This is a genomic window from Olegusella sp. (assembly GCF_057238325.1).
Window position 1 is genome coordinate 1 of sequence record NZ_DBHHGF010000011.1, and the last position, 24,864, is coordinate 24,864.

Genomic DNA, 24,864 nt, shown 5'->3' on the forward strand with positions numbered 1-24,864 from the left:
GCCTCGACAAGCATTCGATATTCGGCCTGAAAAGGCAACAACTAGAAGATAGGAGTTTTTATGGTAGAGAAGAAGAACATCGACTGGGGTAGCTTGGGTTTTGCTTACCAACACACTGACTATAGCTATGTCAGCAATTATGCTGATGGCGCATGGGATGAGGGTGGTCTTACTCCCGACCATACGGTGCAGCTATCGGAATGTGCAGGTCTTCTTCACTACTGTCAGGAAGTTTTTGAGGGTCTCAAGGCATATACCCAGAGCAATGGCGATATCGTGTGTTTTCGCCCTGATCTCAATGCTTCGCGCATGGCTGACTCTGCACGTAGGATTTGCATGCCAGAGTTTCCTGTTGAACGTTTTGTCGAGGCGGTCAAACAGGTGGTAAAGGCAAATGCAGCTTGGGTGCCGCCCTATGGGTCGGGCGCCACGCTGTATGTGCGTCCTTTTATGTTTGCAACAGGGGATGTTATCGGTGTTAAGCCTGCCGATCAGTATCAGTTCCGCATCCTTGTGACGCCCGTGGGTCCTTATTACAAGGGTGGCGTTAAGCCTGTTAAATTGCAGGTTTCTTCGTATGACCGTGCGGCGCCTCATGGTACGGGCAATATCAAGGCTGGCCTGAATTATGCAATGAGTCTCTATCCCAGTGTCGAGGCACATAGCAAGGGCTATGCAGACAATATGTTCCTTGATCCCGAGACTCGCAGTTATGTGGAGGAATCGGGTGGTGCCAATATTATCTTTGTCGCTGATGATGGTACGTTGGTAGTGCCCCAGAGCTTTACTGACTCGATTTTGCCATCAATTACCCGTCGTTCGCTGGTCTATGTTGCCGAAAACATGCTGGGCATGAAGGTTGAACAGCGTCCTGTGCGTTTTGATGAAATCGACCAGTTTGTTGAGTGTGGTATGTGCGGTACTGCAGCGGTAATTTCACCGGTGGGCGAGGTTGATTCGGCAGACAAGAAGATCATTTTCAAAAATGGATTTGAGACAGTGGGGCCTGTGATGGCAAAGTTGCGTCAAACTTTGGTAGATATTCAGCAGGGCGACATTGAGGCACCTGAGGGCTGGATTTATAAAATTTGCTAAATCCCAGCTCAGAGGCCTTCTGGAACCAATAGTTAAAAAAGTACTAGTGCAGCATAAAATAAATGCTGCACTATTTTTATTTATAGGTAGAATGACTCTGACATCAGACCCGTCGAGGGGAAAGTATGAACGTCGACTTTGGGCAATTCCTAGGGATGCTCGGCACGAACCCATTCTTGGCAATCGTAATTGTCCTCGTAATGGGTACGATTTTTGTAAATGGTGCGACTGATGCTGCGAATGCTATTGCAGAGGCAGTGGGTACGCGCTCAATCGGAATCAATGCCGCAATCCTCATGAGTGTTGTTTGCAATTTCATTGGCCTCGTTGCAATGTGCTTCATTTCCACAGCTGTTGCCGATACAGTCAGTGGAATGGTTGATTTTGGTGGGGATACGCATGCTGCCTTAATTGCACTTGCTGCGGCTACCGTGGGTATTGTCGCTTGGGGTGTGGGAGCATGGATATTTGGTATTCCTACCAGTGAAAGTCATGCTCTGATTGCGGGTCTTACCGGCGGTGCTATCGCTGTTTCTGGAGGCCTTAGCGGCGTCAATGGAGCCGAATGGATGAAGGTCATTTGGGGCCTCGTTCTCTCATCGTTTTTGGGCTACGGTGCCGGATGGGTTATTGCCAAGATTATTCGTGCTGTTTGCAAAGATGCAGATAGGCGGACTGCGGACAAGACTTTTGCTCGGCTGCAGGTGGCGGGCGCTGCCTTTGTAGCTTTGATGCACGGTGCTCAGGATGGCCAAAAGTTCATGTCTACCGCTATGCTCGCTGTGGCACTTTCCATGGGTAAGGGCGCGGCTGATATGGCTGGATTCCCTCTTTGGATCCAGGTGCTTTGCGCCGCATTTATGGCTATCGGTACAGGTATTGGTGGCAAGCGCATCATCAAGAAGGTCGGCACCGAGATGGTGCAAATGGAAAAGTACCAAGGCTTTTCTGCATCGCTTTCAGCCTCAATTGCATTGCTTATTGCAACCTTGACTGGTCTGCCTGTTTCCACGACGCATGCCAAAACAGCTGCTATTCTTGGTGCAGGTGCTGCCAAGTCTGTGCGTTCTGTCAACTGGGGTGTTGCTAAGGAAATGATTTACACTTGGATCTTTACTTTTCCAGGTTGCGGTCTTATCGGCTATTTGCTCGCTCGTCTTTTTTTGATTTGGTTTTAATCTCGCGGAATTTAAACGCTCGCTTCGTTCATTGCAAATAAGGAGTAGGTTATGCCCAAGCTCAAAAAGGAAGATGTCTTTTACACGATGTTGAAGGACTTCGCTGCCACGCTGGTCGAAGCCGCCGAGATTTACGTCGAGATTTTAGAGAACTACCCCGATAGCTTTGCCACGATTCCCAAGCTAAAGGTGCTTGAGAACAAATGCGATGACAAAGTCAAAAAGATTATGCACAACCTCTACTCTTCGTTCATCACGCCAATTGATCGTGAGGATATCTCTGAGCTTGCGATGTCTTTGGATGACGTTATGGATGAGATGAATGGTGTTGTGCTGCGCCTTGATCTCTTTGGTGCCACTGAGATGCGCATTGAAGGTCCCCAGATGGGTGAGCTGACCCTCGCTGCTGTGCGTGAGATGAAAGAAATGTTTGATCATCTGCCCAACTACAAAAACGACGATGTGGTGATGGAAAAGGCAATTGCCGTCAGCCACATCGAAGATGAAGGCGACCGCGTGTATCACAACGCTATCCGTCGTCTCTTTCATGAGGAAGAGGGCGGTAAAGTTGCTACTTCTTGGCTGCGCCTCTTTGATCGCATGGAGTATGTCCTCAATAGCTGTGATCACGTGTGCGTTATTGTTCGCTCTGTCGTTTTGAAGAGCGCCTAGCGGCTAACTTTCGCTTTTGATTGGTGTATAACAGCAGAATTCGTTTTCTGTGACGGGCACGCGGTATGCGTGGACAAACAGGACGCGGATAAGCACGGAGAGGCAACAACTTTAGTTGAGCAACTCCCGCACATCCCATCTTGGGTATACTTGCTCGTGTATGTCAAATTGTGGAGGGCAACATGGCGCAACGTATCCAAGGTACAGAAGACCTTTTTGGTGGCTATATGCGCAGCTGGCAGTACATGCAAGATTGTGCACGCGAGCTTTTTGGTGCATATGGCTTTGATGCAATCGAGACACCCGCGCTCGAGCAAGTGGCAACATTTACCCATGGTATTGGTGAGTCAACCGATGTCGTGCGCAAAGAGATGTTCCGCGTGTTTTCAGGAGCACTGCTTGAAGGACTGTTGGCACAAGGTGATGAGAGCAGGCTCAAGGCAAAACAACGTATGGCCATGCGTCCCGAGGGTACAGCCGGTGTAGTGCGCGCTGCTGTTGAGCATAATTTTGTGCCTCAAGGTGGAGCGCCAGCAAAGGTGTGGTATGCCGAGCCGATGTTTCGCGGTGAGCGCCCTCAAAAAGGCCGTCTACGTCAGTTCCATCAGGTAGGCGTTGAATGGATGGGCGCATCCGACCCCGCAGCGGATGCCGAAGTCATCATCATGCTGATGGAATTTTATAAGCGTCTGGGTTTGGATGCTTCGCGCCTCAAGCTGACCATTAACTCCATGGGCGATGCAGCATGCCGCCCTGCCTATCGCAATATGGTACGTGACTTCATCTTGGATCACAAAGATGAGATGTGCGAGGATTGTCTGGAGCGTGCTGAGATTAATCCGCTACGTAGTTTTGACTGCAAAAATGACCACTGTCGTGAGCTTATGAAAGACGCGCCGTTAGTAACAGATCACCTGTGCGATGACTGTGCTGAACACTACACTCAAGTTAAGAAGTACCTAGATGAGGCTGGTGTTGTTTATGTTGAAGACCCAACACTCGTGCGTGGCCTAGATTATTACACGCGTACGGTCTTTGAGGTTGAGTATGTGGGCGATGCCGCGATTGGTGCTATTGGTGGCGGCGGTCGCTATGATGGTCTAGCTGAGCTCGAGGGTGGCAAGCCTTGCCCTGGCATTGGTTGGGCTGTCGGCTTTGAACGCATTATGCTGGCGCTTGAGGATGCGGGTGCAGACTTAGCAGGTGCTGAGCCTAGCTGTGTGTATGTGGCAAACACCCAGCCTGAGTTGCGCAATGAGACCTTTAAGGTAACGCTTGCGTTAAGAGGGGCGGGACTGCGTTGTGAGGCGGATTACCAGGGACGCTCGCTCAAGAGTCAGTTCAAACAAGCAGATCGTTTTCATGCCAAGGTTTGTGTGGTGTTGGGTCCCGACGAGTTAGCAGAGGGTAAAGCAAGTGTGCGCGATATGACCACCCATGAGCAGGCCCAAGTTGAGCTTGGCAATTTGGTTGAATATGTGGGCAAGTTGCTGTAGACCGAACGAGCTTTTTCAATTTTAATTTGCAGTTTCCCCGGCACAGCTCATCCACGTGCCGGGGAAATTTCTTTGTTGATTGCTAGCGATGACCACAATATTGCCAGGCTCTGTAGGCTCTTCGAGTGAGCAGGGAATAACATCAACATAGGCAAAGTGAGCACAGAGCACATGTATCACAGTGTTGAGAATGGTTGCCTGAGGTCCCATAAGGGCGGAGACGATATTGCTGATATACATGCCGTTAGCGTTTAGGTGCGCATGTATAAGCTCAGCAGCAGATACATCCATAAGCGACTCAGCCGGCTTATGGGCAATAAAGCAGTCGTTAAGTATTACGTCATAGCGCTTGTTGGGTGGCATGCTTTCGAGGTAGGAGCGCCCATCGACGGTATAGATATGGAAACGGTTTTCACCTGAGGGACCAAACTGTCTCTCGAGCTCATCCACATAAAACCATTTGCGTGCAAGGGTAACTATCTGCTCATCTAGCTCTACCACATCAAGGCTTGCGCTGGGATAGTTTGCAAGCATATGGCGTGGCCAAGCAAAGCCGCCCCCTCCGATAAGAAGTAGGCGCTCCGATGCATCGTTCTGTTTTGGTGTATTGTTCTTTTCTGGTGCATTATTTTCATAAAAAGCGAGGTCAAAACGTTGTAGATAGGGAAACGGGGGATCTCCATAGGGATCATCCAACCACAGCGCGGACTGCTGCGTATCTTCAACCAACAGTAGTCGCATCTGTCTGCCGCTGGGAAAATCTATGGTGCGCACTTGAGTTGTGCCGCCTAGGGTCATGCCAGAAAATTCGAGCCTGCCACCCAACATTTCCTTTCCCAAAAGAGTGAGCAAATGTAAGCGCAGGCTCGAAAAACGTGCTTGTATGAACTTAAAGAAAGACACTCAAGCGCCTTTCGTTGTGAGGATTAGTGCAGGTCAGCGCCGCAGTGTGGGCACCTAGTTGCGCCTTCTTTGATCTCCTCTAAACAATAAGGGCATGTAGGTGCAGGAGCAGCTTCTTCCTTGGTTTTGCCCGTGTGCTTATCTGCCAGAGCCTGCATCTTGTTGAGGCTCTTGACGAGGCAGAAGACCACAAAAGCAATAATCAAGAAGTTGATGATAGCGGAGATGAACGCACCAAAATCGATAGTTGCACCGTTAAATGTAAAGGTCAGGCCTTTAACGTCGGGATTGCCACCAATCATAGAGATTAGAGGATTGATGATGTTGTCAGTCAGCGAGGTGACAATGGCAGTAAATGCACCGCCGATAATAACGCCGACGGCAAGATCCATCACATTGCCGCGGGAGATGAACTCCTTGAATTCCTTTGCAAACTTTTTCATATAGAAAAACCTTCCTCTCCAAGGTCTTAAGGTGCGCTTTATGATAGCTGTCTCCGAGGTTTCGTGAGCTCCTCAGTTTCTAGCCAAATAGTGACAGGTCCGTCATTTGTGAGTGTTACTTTCATATCTGCAGCAAAAATACCTCTACCCACGCGTTCTGGGCCCAAATCAGTTTCTGCGAGTTGACAAAAATATTGGTAGAGCTCATCTGCCATGGCAGGAGGCGCTGCTTCGGCAAAAGAAGGGCGATTGCCACGGCGACAATTGGCATAAAGGGTGAACTGACTTACCACCAATACGTCGCCGCCGACATCTTCAAGTGACAAGTTCATCTTACCTGCAGTATCGTCAAAGACGCGTAGCTTGCGAATCTTTTCCCAGAGTAGTTTTGCCGCAGCCTCATCATCGGCAGGTCCCACTCCCAATAAAATGAGATAGCCCAAGCCGCAGCTGCCAGTAGAAGTGCCATCCACCCTGCACTCTGCCTGACTTACCCGTTGTAGCAATGCCCGCATATACTCACCTAGAGACCATAAATCGAAGAGAATTTTTGCGTGAGATAGTCGGTGTAGTGGCGTGTGACAAAGGGCTCACCTGTTGCAGTCAAAATGATGTCTTTGGGATCGCGAGATCTGCCATAGTGCCATACGCGACTGCGTAGCCAGTCGCGGACAGGGGCCAAATTGCCCGAGGCGAGAGTACCTTCCCAGTCCATACCTTCAGAAATCATGGCAGCACGGAATTGAGCACCATAGGCACCGCCCAAAGCATAGGTGGGGAAATATCCAATCAGGCCATCAGCCCAGTGGGTATCTTGTAGCGCACCATGAGTTGCGTCGGGTACGCGAACGCCTAGATACTCACGGTATTTTTGAGCCCAAAGGTCAGGAATATCGGCAGCCTTTGCCTCACCTAACATAAGCAGCTGTTCGAGCTCGTAGCGCACCAATATGTGCAGAGGATAGGTAAGCTCATCTGCTTCAACGCGGATGGGCTGAGGTGTGGCGACATTTTCTGCCAAATAGAGCTGGCGTGCACTTACACGATTGAAGTGACCAGGGAAGTGGCGGCGCAAAATCTCAAGCAGCGGTCCCGAAAAAGCCTCAGAGCGTCCGACGTAATTTTCGAAGAAACGCGACTGAGCTTCGTGCATGCCGCTGGAGGTACCACCCTTGAGTGAGGTGTAGTTGTACTCTGGATTGACACCCTGCTCGTAGAGGGCATGGCCTCCCTCGTGCAGCATGGTAAACACGTTGGACAAGACATCATCTTCGTAAACGTGCGCAGCGATGATTGCGTAGTTGGTGGTCAATGCATCAGAGAAGGGATGCTCGGTCTTGGTCAAGAAAAGCGATTGAGAAGAAAGTCCCTCAATACGTGCAAGGTCAGCGGCGACTTCCCACTGACGGCGCTCGTCAAAGTGTCCTTCTACAGGACGATGACTAGGCTTGCGGCGAGCTGCCGATACATCTGCTAGCAGTGGGACGACAACCTCTTTGACCTGCTCAAAGAAGCGGTCATAAAAAGCAGTACTGCTGCCCTGCTCAAATTCGTCAAGCCATACATCGTAAGCATTGACACCAGGTTTTTTGTAGTTTGCAAGCCTGCGCATTGACTCGATGACACGGTCAAGATAAGGGGCAAAAGAGTCCCAGTCATTGGCTGCCTTGGCCTTGTGCCATACATCGTCAGACTCGGTAACCAGGCGTGTGAAGGCTGCCTGTTCATCGGCAGGCACATCAACTAATTGTGCACGGTCTCGCTTGAGAATACGTACCTGCGCGCGTTGAGTATCGTTTTCGAGTTCGAGTGCTGTTGCAGTTGAGAGACGGTCCAGCAGAGCGCCTGTTGCAGGCGAGCAGAGCAACTCCTGATCTTCTTCCTGAAGAATTGCGAGCGCCTCGCCACGGTCTGCAGTTGCATCCTCAGGATCAATTGACATGCCATAGCAGCTAATGCCCGACTCAGCATAGCGGTGTGCGTAGAGATGGCGCTCGAGCTTGTCAAGAGCCTCAAGGTCAGCGCGGGGATTGGGTACTGCGGCATCTGCTGCGAGGGGAGGGATGCCAGGTATCCCAGGAAGCGTGGGGATGCTTGCTGCAGGTACTTCACGATGCGGTTTTGCATCCGTAGCAGGAGTCAGGTTATCTGGCTCGTCTAAATCAAGACTTTGCTGAGAATCAGACAGCGCCTCTGTAGTTTGCTGGAGCTTTTCTTCATCTGTGTGCTGAGCGTTTTTTTGCTCGTCTTGAGATTGTTTCATAAAGGATGGAAGCTTGTTACTCATAGTTCCCCCTGCTGCGCCGTGGTGTGTGTGGGGCCGTATGGAAGTATCGCTCCTCAGGACCCAGAAACGATATACGAGGGACAGTGTAGCGCATGGTTGCCTGTGTATAGACCGCCTGCATGTTCCCTTCGCCTAATGGCTACAAGCTCTCTGCAGCTTGTCTTTACGGATGTTTTCATGTGCCTCAACCAAAAAATGACATGCAGCAAAGCCTTGCTTTGAGGGATACTTAAAGTCATCCGTTGGCAGACGAAAGGAGCAAGCTATGGCTTATGTACTTGGTATCGATGTAGGCGGCACCTCTATCAAGGCAGGCCTTTTTGATGAAGAAGGACAGCTTCTTGATATCGCCAAAATCAAGACAACTGAATTGGTGAACGAAGAGGCCTTCCATATTGTGACTGCAGGTCTCGACAAGTTGCTGGCAGCCTCCCAGCTGACGCCTGCTGATATTGTGGCCGTAGGCTTGGATGTGCCTGGCCCTGTTGATGCTCAAGGACATGTGGGTGTGCTTCCCAATATCACTCTTGATGTTGAAGGCTTTAAGGCAGCGCTCAAAGCTCATTTCGCGGCAGCAGTGCTTGCTTTTGTTAACGATGCTAATGCAGCAGCCCTCGGTGAGGTTTGGCAGGGCGGTGCTAAAGGTGTCAAGAGTTGTGTCATGGTTACCTTGGGCACGGGCGTGGGCGGTGGTGTCATCATTGATGGCAAACTGGTTGCTGGTGCCTTTGGTGCGGGTGGCGAAATTGGTCACATCAATATGGAGCCCAACGAGACTGAGAGCTGCGGCTGTGGTAACAAAGGTTGTCTTGAGCAGTATGCCTCGGCGAAAGGCCTTGTTAAGCTTTATCTCAAGGCATGCAAAGCTGCAGTTCAAACACCTGTTGCCATTGAGCATGCTACCGATACTATCTCGATTTTTAATGCTCTTGAAGCAGGAGATGTTTGCGCTGCGCAAGCAATTGATACGATGTGTGCCTACCTAGGTCGTGCCCTGTCTCAGATTGCCACCATTGTGGATCCTGAGTTAGTGCTGGTAGGTGGTGGCGTGGCGGGCGCTTGGAACGTTATTGGACCCAAAATTACCTCTGCGTTCCGTGAGAGTTGCTTCCCTGCTTGTGCGGCGATGCGCATTAGCGCTGCGACATTGGGCAATGAGGCTGGAATGTACGGCGCTGCTTATTGTGCCTTGCAAGCACGTGCCTAGCAGGTGAAAACTTGCGATAAGTACGTAGTAATGCCCTCATTTGCGCTAGGTTTTCGCTCGTACGTGGTATCCTAAGGCAGATATGAGCGAAGTGCCAGGTGACACTTCGTCCTGTATGGTCGCGAGTAAGGAGAAATCCATGGTTGACCTCGTCCAAGCCTCTCACGTTTTTCTTGACTGCCCTGCAAGGGATGTTGACGAAGCCCTGCATGTGATTGCAGACAAGGCCGTTGAGCTGGGAATTGGTACTGACGCTGATGCAATCTTTAAGGCTCTACGTTCCCGCGAAGATATGGGTTCTACCGGCATGACCGATGGTTATGCTATTCCGCACGCAATGGCTCCCGAGATCAAGGAGACGGCCGTTATTGTTCTTAAGCTTTCGGGTGATATTGCCTGGAAGACCATGGACGAGGCCCCTGTTGTCTATGCTATTGCTTTGCTTGTTCCCGCTGAGGAAGGTGCAAGCGTCCATCTGGAGCTGCTTTCCAAGATTGCTCGTGTGCTAACTCACGCCAACTTCCGCACCGAGATGGAAAACGCGACGGATGCAGAGACCATCGCTGCTGCTGTCAATAAGCGTTTGCATGACTAATATAAATAAGCTTACATAGCTTAAGCCCCTGATAGGTAGGGACTGCCTCCCATTGCTTGGACATGAGAAATGGGAGGTTTTTTGTATCAAGAATTGCCAAAAGTTAACAAGCAGAAGAATAGTTGGCTTTGGGATTCCAATTTTGCACAGGTGATGGTAGGGTGTTCCAACGCTATTTTTATGTTTGGGGGATAGATATGGAAGCAAAACAAGGAAGTGACAGACTCGGTTTGCGTGACGGCCTCATCGTCGGCGTTACGCTTTTTTCCATGTTCTTTGGAGCGGGTAATCTAATTCTTGCTCCTCGTCTGGGTGTACAGGCGGGCACTGATACTCCGCTTGCCCTATTAGGCTTCCTTGTTTCTGCAGTAGGTCTACCCGTTTTGACGATTGCCGCTGTTGCTATGGCAGGAACCGCGCGTGATTTGGGTGGGCGTATTCATCCCAAGTTTGCCGAGATTTTTATGGCGTTGATTTACCTTGCCATTGGACCTTGTCTGGCAATTCCACGTACCGCATCGACTTCGTTTGCAATGTTTGATCCGCTGATGCCAAAGTTGGATTCCACGGCTTTGTTTTTGGCACAGCTAGGGTTTACGCTGGTGTTTTTCTTGGTGGCATACCTTCTGGCTATGCACCCCAATCGCCTGACCGAACTCATGGGCAAAATTTCCGGTCCTGCGCTCATTGTGTTGATTGTGGTTGTGGTGGGCGTTACTCTGATTGACCCACCCGCATCGACCTCGACGACTGCGACTGCCCCTTATGATGTGGCTCCCGTACTTGCTGGATTTACGACGGGCTACCAGACTATGGATATGCTGGCAGGCCTTGCCTTTGGTCTTGTTATCTCGATGAACATTCGTGAATTGGGCCTGAGCGAACCAAAGTTCGTTGCCAAGCAGGTCATGCGTTCTGGTGTGGTTGCGGGTGTGCTGATGGGTGTTATCTACCTAGGCTTTGGCATAGTCGGCATGATTGTGGGTCCTGTGTTGGGTGGTACCTCTAACGGTGCAGATGTGATTAGTGCCGCCGCAAACCTGCATTTTGGTGTTGTGGGTACAGCTATCGTTGCTGCGATTTTTGGTCTTGCTTGTTTGAATGTGTGTATCGGCCTTATCTGCTCGATTGGCGAATATTTTTTCCAGACCTACGGGAAGATGAGCTATAAGCAGTGGGCGCTGCTTATAGCGGTGGTGTCAGCCATCTTTGCAAACTTTGGCTTGGCAACAATTTTGGGTTACTCGGTGCCCGTGCTTTCGGCACTTTATCCTGTGGCAATTGTGCTGGTATTGATGGGGCTTTTGCCCACATCAGCCAAGCATTCCATGGCTTGGAAAGCAGCTGTGACGGTATGCACGGTTGTGAGCGTTATTATTGCCTTCCGCGATGGCTTTGTGCCTCAGGCGTGGCTGCCCTTTGATCTGCTTCCTTTGGCAGCTATGGGTATGGCTTGGGTGCTGCCGACGTTGCTAGGCTATGCTGTAGGATTTGTGGCGGAGTTTCTGCAACAACGGCAGCTGGCATAAGTTGCAAAATGAGCCAGCAAAAGGAGTGCACGCGTGAGTGAGTTTAAACTCATTTTGACTGACATTGACGGAACAATTTTGCCTGCAGGTCAGCATCAGGTCAGTGAGCGTACAGCTGCTGCTCTTGAGGCGGCGTTCGATGCAGGGATTCGTGTGGGTGTGGCTACGGGTCGCGCACGCGAATGGGCAATTCCCATGCTGCGTAACAAGCAACGCCTTGGCGATACGATGCTGGCCACCAATGGCATGCAAGTTTTTTTGGATGGCGAGTTGCTGCACGAAGAGGTTATCAACAATAACCAGATTGGTCGTATGGCTGAGTTTTTGGAGCAACTCCCGCATGCTGGTTTGGTGTGTTTTGACGGTGGGGTACCGCAGTTGGTGGCGGGGAGTATAGAGGACATGGGGCGCTGCTTTCCTAAATATGTTGAAAGCTGCCGCATACTGCATGAACTGCCAAGTACACGTACGGTCAAATGCAATGCTTTTCAAGTGGGCGATCTTGATAATACGCGCACATTTTCAGCCCTGCTCAATGAGCAGTTCGATGATTTGAGTTTTGATGTACCACAGCCTGCGTGGATTAACGTTACACGGCGTGGCTGGTCAAAGGCTACGGGTATTGATTTACTTTGCCAGGCTATTGGCTGCAGCCTTGATGAAGTGGCAGTCTTTGGTGATGGTGGTAACGATGTAACTATGCTTGAGCATGTGCCGCATTCCGCAGCAGTGCAAGGGGCAGCTCCTGAGGCTGTGGCAGCAGCACACTACCATATTGGACGCTGCGAAGATGATGCTGTGGCTGCCACTATAGAGGCTATCGTGGCGGGACGGTGGGAAGCACAAGACTAGGGAGGTTTTGGCAGCAAGGTGTGCTAGACTTGCCCGCAGGCGATGACGGAGAGGTTTGCTTGTCGCATGGCTTCAGACAGAGAGGGCACACGTCGGTTGAGAGGTGCCTATGAGGTTGACAAACAGAGTTCACTCTAACAGCTGCAACCCGAACGTATGCGTTTAATTGCGCATATCATTAAGTGAGCCGTAAGTTCTACGACACAGAACAAAAGAGGAGACGGTGGGCAGACATCCACCGCTCAACTGAGGTGGTACCGCGGAGACATCCGTCCTTGGATTGCGCTATTGCGCGTCAGGGACGGTTTTTTATTGCGTGAAGGAGGAGAGCACATGGCAATGACCGACGAACTTGCTGCCATTGAGGCACAGGTGAGGGAGGGTCTTGATAAGGCTCAGACGGTCGAGGAACTCGAGCAGGTCCGCGTTGCGGCAACCGGCAAAAAGGGTAGCCTCACGGCCATCATGCGTATGATGGGAAAAGTCGCTCCTGAGGAGCGTCCGGCAATGGGCAAACTGGCAAACACTGTTCGCTCTCATGTCGAGGCTATGATTGCTGCACGTAGAGATGAACTTGAGCAGGCTGCTCTTGACAAGCAGATCTCTGCTGAGGCAGTGGATGTGACTCTACCTGGTCGCTCTTCTCGTATTGGTACCCAGCATCTCATTTCACAAATTCGTGAGGAAATTGAAGACGTTTTTTGCGGATTGGGCTATACCGTTGAGGATGGCCCTTATATCGAGGACGTTTATCACAACTTTACCGCACTTAATGCTCCCGTTGATCACCCCAGTCGTTCGGCAAACGATACCTTTTATGTGGTTGATAATGCTCCTGAGGGTAAGGGCGACTTGGGTCTTTCAAGCTCGGATTTGCTGCTGCGTACTCAGACCTCGGGCGTACAGGTACACGTAATGGAGCAGCGCAAACCGCCTATCTATATGATTTGTCCAGGTACCGTATTTCGTCCCGATACGGCAGATGCCAATCACTTACCTCAGTTTACGCAGGTAGAAGGTTTGGTGGTTGACGAAGGTATCACGTTTGGTGACCTTAAAGGAACGCTTGATTACTTCTGTCGCGAGATCTTTGGTAAAGATCGTGCAACCCGCTACCGTCCGCACTTCTTCCCCTTTACCGAGCCGAGCTGTGAGGTTGATGTCTCTTGTGGCGTATGCCATGGTAAGGGCTGCCGTTTTTGCAAAAATACTGGATGGCTTGAGATTTTGGGCTGCGGCATGGTCGATCCCAACGTTTTGCGTTATGTAGACATTGATCCCGAAAAATACACCGGATTTGCCTTTGGTATTGGCGTTGAGCGCGTTGCAGCACTTCGCTATGACCTGCCTGACCTACGCATGCTGATGACTGGCGACGAGCGCTTCCTCAAGCAGTTCTAATATCCCGCGCGACCAAGAAGGGACAATACTAATGCGCGTTTCATATGAGTGGCTCAAGTCGATGGTTGATGTGCCTGTCGACCCCAAAGATTTGGTAGCTGAGTTTGTTCGTACCGGTACTGAAGTTGAAGCTGTCGAAAAGATGGGTGCCGACCTGCATGACGTGGTGACGGGTCAAGTGATTTCCAAGCAGCCTCATCCCGACTCGGACCACATGTGGCTCTGTCAAGTGTCTGTTGGCAAGAAGAACGTCGATAAAGAGGGTAATCCCGAGCCGTTGCAGATTGTCTGCGGTGCTCAGAATTTTGAAGAGGGCGACCATATTGTTGTCGCTATGGTTGGTGCCGAGCTGCCTGGTGGCTTCAAAATTAAGAAGAGCAAGCTTCGTGGCGTGGACTCTAATGGTATGAATTGTTCCCAGCGTGAGTTGGGATTTGGTTCGGATCACTCGGGTATTTGGATTTTGCCCGAGGACACGCCTGTGGGTCTCGATTTTGCTGATTGGTATGGCCTGTCTGATACCGTTATCGACTGTGAGATGACACCCAATCGTCCGGACTGCTTGTCGATGACAGGTGTGGCGCAAGAAACTTCGGCAATACTTGATGAGGATACGCATATCGAGTTGCCCCGCATTGCTCATGAGATGGAGGAGCAGACATCTGATTTAGTAGATGTGCAGATTGATGACCCCGCGCTCTGCTCGCGCTATACCGCACGTGTGCTTCGTAATGTCAAAATTGGCCCTAGTCCTGAGTGGCTTGCTCGCCGCGTAACTGCTGCAGGCGCTCGTCCTATCAACAATGTAGTAGATGTAACCAACTACGTGATGTTTTTGACGGGTCAGCCGTTGCATGCCTTTGACTTGAACAAACTGTCCGAACGTGATGGTAAACGTCACATTGTTGTACGTGCTGCTGCCACGGGTGAGCATCTGGTGACTCTCGATGGTCAAGATCGTGTGCTCGATAGCGATATGCCTCTTATTACCGATGATGGTGCGACGCCTATTTGTCTTGCTGGTGTAATGGGCGGTGAGGACTCCGAGATTGATGAGAACACAACCGATGTTCTGCTGGAGTCTGCCTGCTTTGACCGCGGTCATATATCACGCACTAGTCGCAGGCTTGATTTGATGAGCGAAGCTTCTATCCGCTATGAGCGTCAGGTGGATGCTGCTCGCTGTGCTGAGGTGTCTGATATCGCAGCAGCGTTGTTTGAGCAGTGCTGTGGTGCTGAGGTTTGCTCTGGCATAGTCGATGCGTATCCTGTGCCCGCAGTAGCGCCTGTGGTCGAGCTGCGTCCTGCTCGCGTGCGTCTGCTTTGCGGTGCTCCCGTAGATGACAAATTTATTGTTGCTCGTCTGACGAGGCTTGGCTGCAAGGTGGATACCAGCGACCCTGAGTCTTTCAAGGTAACCACTCCCACCAATCGTCCCGACTTGACCCGCGAAGTCGATCTTATCGAAGAGGTTTGCCGCCTGTGGGGTGAGGGCGACATTGAGCCAACTTTGCCTGCAGCGCGCAATCATGCCGGTGGTCTGACCGTTGATCAACAGCGTATTCGTCGCATTGGTGCTACTTTGCGTAGCTGTGGTCTATCCGAGACAAGTACGTACTGCTTTGCCGAAACGGATGATTTGGCAAAGCTGGGTATGTCTGAGGAAGGTCGCGGCATTCCCGTGCGCATCATGAATCCGCTGGTGGCCGATCAGGCCGAGATGCGCCGCAGCATTATTCCAGGGTTGCTTCGTTCGGTGGCTTATAACCTCGATCATGGTACGCCCAACGTTCATCTGTATGAAATTGGTCGCGTTTTTTATGGTCATCCCAAGAAGAGCTCGCCCGATGAGCCTTCTATGGTGGCAGGTGTACTTTGCGGTCGTTGGAATCTTGATGAGTGGAACACTAAATACGCTCAGCTTGACTTCTTTGATGCTAAGGGAGTTATTGAACAGCTGACCTCGGCGCTCCGTCTGACCAAGGTTCGTTATAAGGTGGCAGAGCCCGAGAAGTACAGTTGGTTGCAGCCTGGTCGTGCAGCTGAGATTCTTGCTGGCGGTGAGTTGTTGGGCTGGGTAGGAAATATCCACCCGCTGGCTTTGCGTCGCTTTGGTATTGACGAGCCGGTGGTCGCTTTTGAACTTTCGCTGGCGGCGCTCTTGCGCCTTGCCAAGCGTGAGCTTCCTTACCAAGATGTGCCCACATTGCCTGGTGTTGCAGTGGACCTCGCCTTGGTAGTTGACGAGTCTGTGACCTGTGAACAGGTTATGCAGCGTCTGCATTCAGCTGGCGGTAAGCTTCTGCGTGAAGTTCAGCTCTTTGATGTCTACCGTGATGACGCGCGTGTTGGCGTAGGCAAAAAGTCGATGGCGTTCTCGCTGACCTATCGTGCTGATGACCATACGTTGACCTCCGATGAGGTAGAAAAAGCACATAATAAGCTTGTGACTAAGGTAACAAAATCCACTGGTGGTGAAGTTCGCTCTTAAGTAATAGCCGCCTAGTACTTAAAGGCTATCTAGCGTGTAAAGTCCAAGAGGGGAGGAAGATGCCAAGCTGGAACATCCATACCGCGCAAGTCGAACAGCTACTTGAGGAATATACACCCTCTGAGCTGGGAATTTGCGATGTGAATTGCTTTCTTTTTGGCAATTTCCTCCCTGATGTTTATGTGGGCTACATGGTGCCCCGTGTTAGCAAAATTATTGATTATCGTACGACTCATTTTGCCGATCCGTATCATATGCCCGAACCCGATTATCAGGAGTTTTGGCAGAGTTACGCCGAGCCAAATCGCGACGGAAAGGGTCGCGTATCCGATGTAGTGCTTGGTGTTTGGGCGCATCTGGTGGCAGACCATCTGTATAACCACCATGTAAACGAGCTCATTGTCAAGCAGGGCCTTGAATATGGTGATCCGCTGCGTATCCGAAAGCAGAGTGACTTTGAACGCTTTGGTAGGACCCTATCTATCTCGATGATGCCTCGTGTGACGGCTGAGCTTATTGAGCAATGCAGAGCGTTTCCCCAATACGAGGTGGCTGAAATTGATGTGCGTGCGGCGGTTGAGGTGGCTCGTGAGATGGTGGCGACAACGCAGGTCAATCATATCGACGATATCCCACGCTACTCCCTGCTTGACGCTGATTTTTTCGCGTGCGCATTTGATGAGGTCAACGCTACCATTTCCGCGGGTCTGCTTACCTATGCCGGAGGCCTTTCATAGCTGCTAGGTCTGCCGTGTCGCAGTCCTGCTTGCCAAACGCCACACATCGTTTCAGTCAACACGGTCCTGCTTGCCAAAGGCCACGTTCTGTTTCAATCAGAGCGCAGCTCTACGTGCCAGAAGCCACACTCTGGTTCAACCAGCGGGCTTCGCTTGTCAAAAGCCACGTTCTGCTTCAATCAGCATCCTTCCGCTTGCCAAACGCCACACATTCTTTCAAGCAACACGGCTTTGCTTGTCAAACGCCACGTTCTGTTTCAGAAAAAATGTCAAAAGTCACAGATCTCTTCAGTAGGCTTCACGTTTGCGCAGGTAGATTTTTTGGGCGTGAAACAGAGTGTGGCTTTTGGCTAAAAAAGTGAAGTAGAACGTGGCTTTTGGCACCTAGCATGAAACGGAACGTGGCGTTTGACACTCGGTATGAAATGGAGTGTGGCGTTTGGTACCTAGCATGAAATGAAGTGTGGCGTTTGGCACTTGGCATGAAATGAAGTGTGGCTTCTGCGAGGTTGGCTGAAGCGATGTGTGGCGTTTGACACCTAGTGCAAAGTAACGCGCGGACTTGCAGGTCAGCAGAGGGTGCCGATTGCAAATCCGCGCAACTGTGGTGTTATTCGCGGCCATCCCAGCAGTAGGTGCAGACGAGCTTGCGATCGATGCCGATAGCTTCGAGCATGCCATCAAGGGTCTGAAAACCAAGCGAATCAAAGCCCAGCTCCTCACAGATGGTGCGAAGTAGACATTTACCGCGCTTTGTGGTGGGGTCCGCATACTCATCGATGTGCTGATCGCCCTCCTCACCTTCGAGCTCGCGAATGGTGCGACGCGCAATAAGCTCTTGGTCGGTGTTGGAGCGAGAGAAGGACAGATACTTGCAGCCATACATAATGGGCGGGCAAGCAGAACGCATATGTACTTCGGCAGCGCCAGTGCTATAGAGAAAATCAACTGTCTCGCGCAATTGGGTGCCGCGCACGATAGAGTCGTCAACCAGCAACAGCTTCTTGTCCTCAATGAGCTCGCGGACGGGAATTTGCTTCATTTTTGCCACGCAGTTGCGTACGTTTTGGTTTGCTGGCATAAAAGAGCGAGGCCAGGTGGGCGTGTATTTGACAAAGGGACGGGCGAGTGGCTTGCCGCTCTCATTTGCATAGCCAATGCCGTGAGGTAGGCCTGAGTCGGGTACACCTGCGACAAAGTCAACATCGGGGATGCCATCGTTTTCCTTCTCGCGTTTGGCCATGATATGACCATTGCGATAACGCATGGTCTCGACATTGACACCTTCGTAATTGGAGTTGGGATAGCCATAGTAAACCCAGAGGAAGGCACAAATGCGCATCTCATCGCCAGGCTCTGCGAGAGTCTCCCAGCCTTCGGCAGTCACGCGGACAATCTCACCTGATCCCAGCTCATGTTCGTTGGTATAACCCAATTTTTCATAAGCAAAGGACTCAAAGGACACCGCATAACCATCTTCGTTGGTGCCAATGAGCACAGGTAGGCGCCCCATCTTATCGCGTGCGGCGATAATAGCGCCATCCTCGGTCATGATAAGCAGGGTAAGTGAGCCGTCAATCTTGCTCTGGGCGTACTTGATACCTTCGACAAAATCCTCTTTTTGATTGATGAGAGCCGCAATAAGTTCGGTGCTATTGACGCGACCAGGGCTTTGAACAGCGAGCTGAGCACCTTGTGCAATGTAGGCATCTACCAGCTCAGCTGTATTGTTGATGCAGCCTACAGTGGTAAGGGCATAAGTCCCTAGTCTTGAGCGAACAATAAGCGGTTGAGGATCGTTGTCTGAGATACAGCCAATCCCTGAGGGACCATGGAGGGTTTGTAGGTCGCGCTCAAACTTTGTGCGGAAGGGGCTGTTTTCGATAGAGTGCATCTTGCGTTGAAAACCCGTGCTAGGGTCGTGCAGTACCATGCCGGCGCGCCTGGTACCAAGGTGGGAGTGGTAATCGACACCAAAATAAACGTCGAGCGCAACGTCTTTGTGCGAAACCGCTCCAAAAAAGCCACCCATGGAGGTCCTTTCGTTGACCTTATGAATACGTGTGTGCACACGACACGTGTGTCAATTATAGGAGCGTTGCATGGGTAATTTTCAGCTACGTAAGGTCTTACAGCAAAAGTTAATAAAAACATAGCAAGGTGTGGAAGCAAGGTGGTGTTGCTCACGATATGATGTAAAGCGTTGCAATACCTAGATTAGAGCGAGGCGAGAACGGCATGCCGAAGTTTGACCGGTCGGACGGCAAGCTCTTGTATGTGCAGGTTTCCGACTACGTGCGCGAACGAATTTATTCCAAGGAGTGGGGCGTTAATAAGCCTATTCCTTCTGAGCATGAGCTTATGAACATGCTGCAACTTTCTCGCGGGACTGTCCAAAAAGGTATTCGGCAGCTGGTAGATGAGGGGCTACTGGTGCAACAGCAGGGTCGGGGCACTTTTGTGACCCAGCCTATTATGGCGCGTCCTTCTTCCAATCGCTTACTTTCTTTTGGTGAGTCAATGAGTGCTCAAGGTATTGATTACGAGACAAAGGTTGTGTTGCGGCGCGTTGAGAAACCTAACATTGCATGTGCGGAACATTTGCAGTTGGAAGTAGGTGAGGAATATCTCTATCTAGTGCGCGTGCGTTATGTGCGCAAACGCGCGGTGATGTTGATCGAGAGTCACCTGTCGCTTTCTGCCTGCCCTGGCCTCGACAAGGTGGATTTGGATAAGGAACCGCTATTTGCTGTGGTAGAACGTCTAAGCGGCAAAAGTGTTGGTAGGTCCGAGATGGTCTACAGTGCCCGTACGGCCGGCAAGACTCGTGGTGCTTGGCTGGATTGCGATGAGCATGCACCGGTGCTCGACCTCGATCAGTTGGTCTTTTTAGAAGATGGAACGCCCTTTGAATGGGGAAGCGTATGGCTGCCCGCTAACCGTTGTGTAATTTCCAACGAAACACGACGTGCGCGTGGTGTGGTAGGTGAGTAAATTTCGCAAGTATTACTTGTGATAAGAAGTGGAGAAAACAATGAGTTGGTATGAGACATCTGCGATGTACCAGATTTACCCACTAGGTCTTTGTGGCGCACCTTGGCGCAATGACGGCAGCTCCGAAGGCCAGGTGGAGGTGGGTACACATGCTACCGATGGTCACCGACTGCTCAATATTATTGATGATGGTTGGATCGAGCACATTCAGCGTTTGGGCTGTGATTCTGTAATGCTTAATCCGCTCTTTGAGAGTGATATGCACGGTTATGATACGCGCGATTACACCAAAGTTGATGCACGTTTAGGCACTAATGAGGACCTCAAAAAGCTTGTTGCTGCTTTTCATGAGGCGGGGATTTCGGTTATTTTTGATGGTGTGTTCAATCATGTTGGTCGCGGTTTTTGGGCTTTCCAAGATGTGCTTAAAAACAAGCAGGACAGTCCTTATGCTGGTTGGTTTTGCATCAATTGGATGGGCAACAACGTTTATGACGATGGCTTTTCTTACGAGGACTGGAACGGCGTCAATTACCTAGTAAAACTCAATCATGTCAATTTTGAGCTCAATGAATATATTGCCAATGTGGTGCGTGGTTGGGAAAGCGAGTTTGATGTAGATGGCGTGCGTCTAGATGTTGCGTTTTGTCTAGATGCGGGTTTCTTGGGATATTTGCGTCAAGTTGCTGATGAACTTAGCGAAAAGCGTGGCAAGAAGTTCCCGCTGATTGGTGAGGTCATGTTTGGCGACTACAATTGCTGGATGAACGATCGTGCGTGTGACTCTGTCTATAACTATGAGGCATATAAGGGTCTGTGGTCGAGCTTTAATTCTGCCAATATGCACGAGATTGCCTATGCTCTTGAGCGTCAGAGTGGTGACAAGCCTTGGGATTTGTATACAGGCAAGCATCTGCTGACCTTTGTGGATAACCACGACGTACCTCGTATTGCTACCAAACTTACCGACAAACGCCAACTGCGTCCTATTTACGGGCTGTTGTACGGCATGTGTGGTGTGCCCGACCTCTATTATGCAAGTGAGTGGGGTTATGAAGCAGATCAGCTGCCTGGAGACCATGAGTTGCGTCCTGCTTATGCGCATCCTGAGTGGAATGAGCTTACTGACTGGATTGCTTCTCTTATTGCGGCTCGTACCAAGTCCGAAGGTAGTGTAGCTTTGACCATGGGTGACTATCATGAACTGCTTTGCCAGCCTCAGCAATTGGTTTTTCAGCGCGCAGCGGAAGGCGAGAGGGTCATTGTGGCGATTAACGCTTCTGATGCGCCAGTAACTTTGCATTTTGATGCGGGTTGCGGTCTTGCGACCGATCTCATTACAGGTGAGGAACACGATTTTGGTGGTGGTAGCGAGGTTGAGGCCTTCTCGTGTCACTATTGGCTTTGCGAGCGCTAGTTCTGCTTGATTCGTAGATGGTTCAAACTTCGGGGTTAACGACTACAAAACTGCAGGTCAGATTTTTCAAAAAGTCGAAGAATGAACCATCTACGGAAATATCTACGGAAATTGGTCGAAACTTGAACTATCTTCCTCTTCCCGCGTCCTTTCCGCGGGAATTTTTGCTTACTGAACCTGAGCTACCATAGCCATGTTGGTTGAGGTGGTGTAGTCGCCTTGGCGAGGTGAAGTCTGGGCATCGCCTGCAGTGATAACAACAATATCGTTGGAATCAACCGCCCCATGAGCCTTTGCAACTTGCAACGCGTTGTATAGGGTTGCAGATAAAGACCCCTGTTCGGTTGTGCGGAAGGACTCAACACCCCACATAAAGCAGCAACGACGTGCTGTCTGGGCAATGGGGGACATGGCATAAATGGGCAGATGGGGACGGAACGTAGAAATTAGGCGAGCAGTACGACCAGAGTGAGTTGGGCAGATGATACACTTGGCATCTACCTGGTCGGCAATCTGAACGCAGGAGTGACCGATGGCAGAGTTGACATTACGGACACCTCCACGCTCCGTAAAGTCAGGACGCTCGGGCAAGTAACGCTCGGTCTCCACACAGATGTTTGCCATGGTCTTGACTGCCTCGACGGGGTATTTACCTGCTGCGGTCTCGCCAGATAGCATAACGCAGTCGGTGCCGTCGTAAATAGCATTTGCAACGTCGGTAACCTCGGCGCGAGTCGGACGAGGATTGCGAATCATTGAGTCAAGCATCTGAGTGGCCGTGATAACAGGCTTGTAAGCAGCATTGCACTTGTGGATGATCTGCTTTTGGATGTGGGGTACCTGTTCGGAAGGTACCTCAACACCTAAGTCGCCACGGGCAACCATAATGCCGTCGGATACTGCCAAAATTTCGTCAAAGTTCTTGACGCCCAGTGAACTCTCAATCTTGGGAAGAATGAGAACGCCAAAGTTACCAGCATCGGCACAAATCTTGCGAATCTCGCGTACTGCTTCGGCGTTACGGATAAAGGAAGCAGCGATTGCGTCAATACCCAACTCGCAACCAAACATGATGTCGGCACGATCCTGCTCGGTAACCGAAGGCAAACCAATCTCGACATTAGGGACGTTGACACCCTTCTTTTCGCCTAGTTCACCACCATTAACGATATCGCAGAAAATCTCGTTGCCCTCAGCGTGGTCAACCTCAAGGCCAATCAGACCATCATCTACCAAAATGATGGAACCCTTGGTGACCTCGTTGGGAAGTTCTTTGTAGTCAAGGGAGAAGCGTTCGGCATTGCCAGGGACGCTGGTATCGGTAGTTACGATAACTTTGCCGCCTGTTTGGAGCGTGACTTTCTGATGACCCTCGAGCTCGCCTGTGCGAACCTCGGGACCCTTGGTGTCAAGCATGATGGCAACAGGTAGACCCAGCTCACGGGAAATATTGCGAACACGCTCAATATTCTTGCGGTGATATTCATGGCTACCATGGCTGAAGTTAAAGCGAGCAACGTTCATGCCGCCCACAATGAGCTGGCGAAGAACATCGTCGCTTTCGGTAGCAGGACCCATGGTGCAAACGATTTTGGTGCGCTTATTCATCGAACTCCTATCATAAAACCTACTGCCATGCTGAACTAATGCTATAGCATGGTTTATCTTCCTTCACAAAGACGACGGCATATGATACCCGCCTAAGAGCGCGGGCGCGCAAAGGCACAAAGGCTTCACGCGCCCGCACAGGGCTTACACATATCAATTATTTAGCAAACAACGCTGCGGGGGATGAACTCTTCTTCGTGAGCGTAGTGCTGAGCGTTCTCCAAGGTGACACGGGCAATCTGAGAGAGCGCCTCGCGAGTGAAGAATGCCTGATGAGAGGTCATAACAACGTTGGGGAAAGAGCACAGACGTGCAGTAACGGAGTCGACAACCTCGCCAGAACGATTTTGATAGACGTTGGCATTTTCTTCTTCGTAAACGTCCAGGCCAGCAGCGCCAATCTTGCCAGAGATGATGCCGCGGATGAGCGCCTGGGTGTCTACCAATGCGCCACGACCAGTATTAACAAAGATGACGCCAGGCTTCATCTTGTCTATGGCCTCATCGTCGATGAGATGGTAGCTATCCTTGTTAAGGAAGGCATGGAGACTGATGAAATCAGAGCGACGATACAGCTCGTCGTAGTCGACATACTCATCAACAACATGCTCTTCGTCAACGAGCGCTTGGTTGGGATAGAGGTCAGAACCCAAGACGGTCATGCCATAGCCCTTGCAGATGCGGCAAAGAGCAGCACCGATGCGACCAGTGCCAACAATGCCCGCGGTCTTGCCATGCAAAGTCTCGCCAACCAGACCATCAAGGGCAAAGTCGTTTTCGCGGACGCGGATATAACCCTTGTGGATACGACGGTTGGCTGCCTGGCCTAGTGCCATAGCGTGCTCGGCAATGGCCTCGGGGGAGTAAGCAGGAACGCGGGTAACCTTGATACCGAGCTCGGTTGCCATAGGAACGTTGACGGCGTCAAAACCTGCACACCGCATGAGTACCAAACCGATGCCAAAGCCCTTGAGAATCTCAAGGGTCATAGCCGAGATGTCAGCGTTGACGAAAGCGCAGACAGCATCATAACCGCGGGCAAGAGCTGCGGTCATAGGTGTCAAGTTGGTCTCGGTGTAGTCAATCTTGACATCGGGGAAATCAGCGATTTCCTTCTCGAATGACTCTTGGTCGTAGCTAGCGGTACCGTAAAAAAGAATCCTCATGGTGTAGCGTCCTTTCTTAAAAGACGTGCGCGCATATCCAGGTCGGTCCTGGACTTTTGCACAACCTGCTCGGACTTACTCTAATTCTAGCGTATGAGCAGCCCAAGGGAGGTCTATCCTAGGAATTGCACGACAAATTAGTTCTGCTTCAGTAGGCGGCGTGTGGAGATGAGGAGAGCCATGATTTACGACGGACTGAGCAAACTCAATCGTTATCGCGGTTTGTACAAGGGTTTGGATGTGCTGATTGACTGGCTTGACTCACATGATATGCACGAGCTGCCTCTAGGAACTAATGAAATTGATGGGAAGCGTGTATTTGCCAACGTGATGAGCGCAACGACGCGTTATGCCCAAGATGCACACTATGAATGGCACCGCCGCTATATGGATTTGCAGGTCGATTTGGAGGGCGAGGAGTGCTTTAAGGTCACGCCTGGTCCAGTGATACGAATAGCTGAGTTTAACGAGCAGGACGATTTTCAGCTGGCAGATGCTGCAGAGGGAGCTGATGTGATTGATGGCACGCTTGCTCATGGGCGCTTTGCTCTCTTTGTTGCAGGCGAGCCTCATATGCCAACATTGACCGTACCAGGCGCCATACCTGCAGCTGTCAAAAAGATTTGCTTCAAGATTTTGCTCGATGAATTTTGGGATGAGTAGGATAAAATACTGAGGTTGTTATAAGCGCTTCGGCGTAATTGCAGGTGAGCCCTTGCTCCTCCTGGGGAATTATTATCGGGCACCTAGCGCCAAGCGAGGAGAGGGGCTGCTTTGAGCAGCCAAGATAGCC

The 24,864-nt window shown here is 50.9% G+C and carries 21 protein-coding genes; 14 read left to right on the plus strand and 7 right to left on the minus strand.

The annotated features are described in order from the left end of the window. Positions 1 to 60: 60 nt before the first annotated feature. From ACO5JD_RS07805 to hisS, 4 genes are all read left to right on the plus strand, one after another. Positions 61 to 1,095, plus strand: a complete 1,035-nt coding sequence (locus tag ACO5JD_RS07805; RefSeq protein WP_484988931.1) for a branched-chain amino acid aminotransferase — start codon at positions 61 to 63, stop codon at positions 1,093 to 1,095. A 125-nt stretch (positions 1,096 to 1,220) separates the two neighbouring features. Further along, on the plus strand, positions 1,221 to 2,273 hold the full coding sequence (locus ACO5JD_RS07810) for an anion permease (RefSeq protein WP_484988933.1): 1,053 nt from the start codon (positions 1,221 to 1,223) through the stop codon (positions 2,271 to 2,273). 51 nt (positions 2,274 to 2,324) lie between these two features. After that, complete coding sequence (locus ACO5JD_RS07815; RefSeq protein WP_484988935.1) at positions 2,325 to 2,945, plus strand: DUF47 domain-containing protein; 621 nt, start codon at positions 2,325 to 2,327, stop codon at positions 2,943 to 2,945. 182 nt (positions 2,946 to 3,127) lie between these two features. After that, a complete protein-coding gene (gene hisS, locus ACO5JD_RS07820; RefSeq protein ID WP_484988937.1) occupies positions 3,128 to 4,441 on the plus strand; it encodes a histidine--tRNA ligase in 1,314 nt (437 codons plus the stop codon). A 21-nt stretch (positions 4,442 to 4,462) separates the two neighbouring features. On the opposite strand, the gene ACO5JD_RS07825 is transcribed toward hisS, so the two are convergent. The 4 genes from ACO5JD_RS07825 to ACO5JD_RS07840 are packed head-to-tail and all read right to left on the minus strand — an operon-like array spanning position 4,463 to position 8,074. After that, the gene (locus ACO5JD_RS07825) at positions 4,463 to 5,344 is read right to left on the minus strand and encodes a spermidine synthase (RefSeq protein WP_484988939.1); all 882 of its coding nucleotides are present in this window, start codon (positions 5,342 to 5,344) and stop codon (positions 4,463 to 4,465) included. A 23-nt stretch (positions 5,345 to 5,367) separates the two neighbouring features. After that, on the minus strand, positions 5,368 to 5,787 hold the full coding sequence (mscL, locus tag ACO5JD_RS07830) for a large conductance mechanosensitive channel protein MscL (protein ID WP_484988941.1): 420 nt from the start codon (positions 5,785 to 5,787) through the stop codon (positions 5,368 to 5,370). A gap of 38 nt (positions 5,788 to 5,825) precedes the next feature. Further along, positions 5,826 to 6,302, minus strand: a complete 477-nt coding sequence (gene dtd / locus ACO5JD_RS07835) for a D-aminoacyl-tRNA deacylase (RefSeq protein WP_484988943.1) — start codon at positions 6,300 to 6,302, stop codon at positions 5,826 to 5,828. 8 nt (positions 6,303 to 6,310) lie between these two features. Continuing rightward, positions 6,311 to 8,074: a carboxypeptidase M32 gene (locus ACO5JD_RS07840; RefSeq protein WP_484988945.1), complete on the minus strand. Its 1,764-nt coding sequence runs from the start codon at positions 8,072 to 8,074 to the stop codon at positions 6,311 to 6,313. 265 nt (positions 8,075 to 8,339) lie between these two features. Between ACO5JD_RS07840 and ACO5JD_RS07845 the strand changes: the two genes are divergently transcribed. From ACO5JD_RS07845 to ACO5JD_RS07875, 7 genes are all read left to right on the plus strand, one after another. Continuing rightward, a complete protein-coding gene (locus ACO5JD_RS07845; protein WP_021626413.1) occupies positions 8,340 to 9,281 on the plus strand; it encodes an ROK family protein in 942 nt (313 codons plus the stop codon). A 139-nt stretch (positions 9,282 to 9,420) separates the two neighbouring features. After that, positions 9,421 to 9,876, plus strand: coding sequence for a PTS sugar transporter subunit IIA (locus ACO5JD_RS07850; RefSeq protein WP_035438718.1), 456 nt, complete (start codon positions 9,421 to 9,423; stop codon positions 9,874 to 9,876). Between the two features lie 197 nt (positions 9,877 to 10,073). After that, the gene (brnQ, locus tag ACO5JD_RS07855) at positions 10,074 to 11,405 is read left to right on the plus strand and encodes a branched-chain amino acid transport system II carrier protein (RefSeq protein WP_021626411.1); all 1,332 of its coding nucleotides are present in this window, start codon (positions 10,074 to 10,076) and stop codon (positions 11,403 to 11,405) included. A 33-nt stretch (positions 11,406 to 11,438) separates the two neighbouring features. Then, on the plus strand, positions 11,439 to 12,257 hold the full coding sequence (locus tag ACO5JD_RS07860) for an HAD family hydrolase (protein ID WP_021626410.1): 819 nt from the start codon (positions 11,439 to 11,441) through the stop codon (positions 12,255 to 12,257). A gap of 333 nt (positions 12,258 to 12,590) precedes the next feature. Beyond that, positions 12,591 to 13,658, plus strand: coding sequence for a phenylalanine--tRNA ligase subunit alpha (pheS, locus tag ACO5JD_RS07865; RefSeq protein WP_021626409.1), 1,068 nt, complete (start codon positions 12,591 to 12,593; stop codon positions 13,656 to 13,658). Positions 13,659 to 13,689: 31 nt separating this feature from the next. Then, positions 13,690 to 16,149: a phenylalanine--tRNA ligase subunit beta gene (gene pheT / locus ACO5JD_RS07870; protein ID WP_484988947.1), complete on the plus strand. Its 2,460-nt coding sequence runs from the start codon at positions 13,690 to 13,692 to the stop codon at positions 16,147 to 16,149. Between the two features lie 59 nt (positions 16,150 to 16,208). Then, positions 16,209 to 16,886 (plus strand): hypothetical protein, encoded by a 678-nt coding sequence (locus ACO5JD_RS07875; protein ID WP_484988949.1) that lies wholly within the window; start codon positions 16,209 to 16,211, stop codon positions 16,884 to 16,886. 610 nt (positions 16,887 to 17,496) lie between these two features. Here the strand turns inward: ACO5JD_RS07875 and ACO5JD_RS07880 are convergent. Further along, positions 17,497 to 18,918, minus strand: coding sequence for an amidophosphoribosyltransferase (locus ACO5JD_RS07880; RefSeq protein WP_484988951.1), 1,422 nt, complete (start codon positions 18,916 to 18,918; stop codon positions 17,497 to 17,499). A gap of 206 nt (positions 18,919 to 19,124) precedes the next feature. Here ACO5JD_RS07880 and ACO5JD_RS07885 point away from each other — a divergent pair, with 206 nt between their 5' ends. Both ACO5JD_RS07885 and ACO5JD_RS07890 read left to right on the plus strand, forming a co-directional pair. After that, a complete protein-coding gene (locus tag ACO5JD_RS07885; RefSeq protein WP_021625920.1) occupies positions 19,125 to 19,880 on the plus strand; it encodes a GntR family transcriptional regulator in 756 nt (251 codons plus the stop codon). 40 nt (positions 19,881 to 19,920) lie between these two features. Next, positions 19,921 to 21,297: an alpha-amylase family glycosyl hydrolase gene (locus ACO5JD_RS07890; RefSeq protein ID WP_484988952.1), complete on the plus strand. Its 1,377-nt coding sequence runs from the start codon at positions 19,921 to 19,923 to the stop codon at positions 21,295 to 21,297. A 168-nt stretch (positions 21,298 to 21,465) separates the two neighbouring features. Here the strand turns inward: ACO5JD_RS07890 and pyk are convergent, their stop codons facing one another. Together pyk and ACO5JD_RS07900 are read right to left on the minus strand one after the other, a co-directional pair. After that, the gene (gene pyk, locus ACO5JD_RS07895; protein ID WP_021625918.1) at positions 21,466 to 22,905 is read right to left on the minus strand and encodes a pyruvate kinase; all 1,440 of its coding nucleotides are present in this window, start codon (positions 22,903 to 22,905) and stop codon (positions 21,466 to 21,468) included. Positions 22,906 to 23,066: 161 nt separating this feature from the next. Further along, positions 23,067 to 24,071 (minus strand): 2-hydroxyacid dehydrogenase, encoded by a 1,005-nt coding sequence (locus tag ACO5JD_RS07900; RefSeq protein ID WP_021625916.1) that lies wholly within the window; start codon positions 24,069 to 24,071, stop codon positions 23,067 to 23,069. Between the two features lie 180 nt (positions 24,072 to 24,251). Between ACO5JD_RS07900 and ACO5JD_RS07905 the strand changes: the two genes are divergently transcribed. Further along, entirely contained in the window at positions 24,252 to 24,734 is a 483-nt protein-coding gene (locus ACO5JD_RS07905) for a NanQ anomerase/TabA/YiaL family protein (RefSeq protein ID WP_484988954.1), read from the plus strand. Positions 24,735 to 24,864 lie beyond the last annotated feature (130 nt).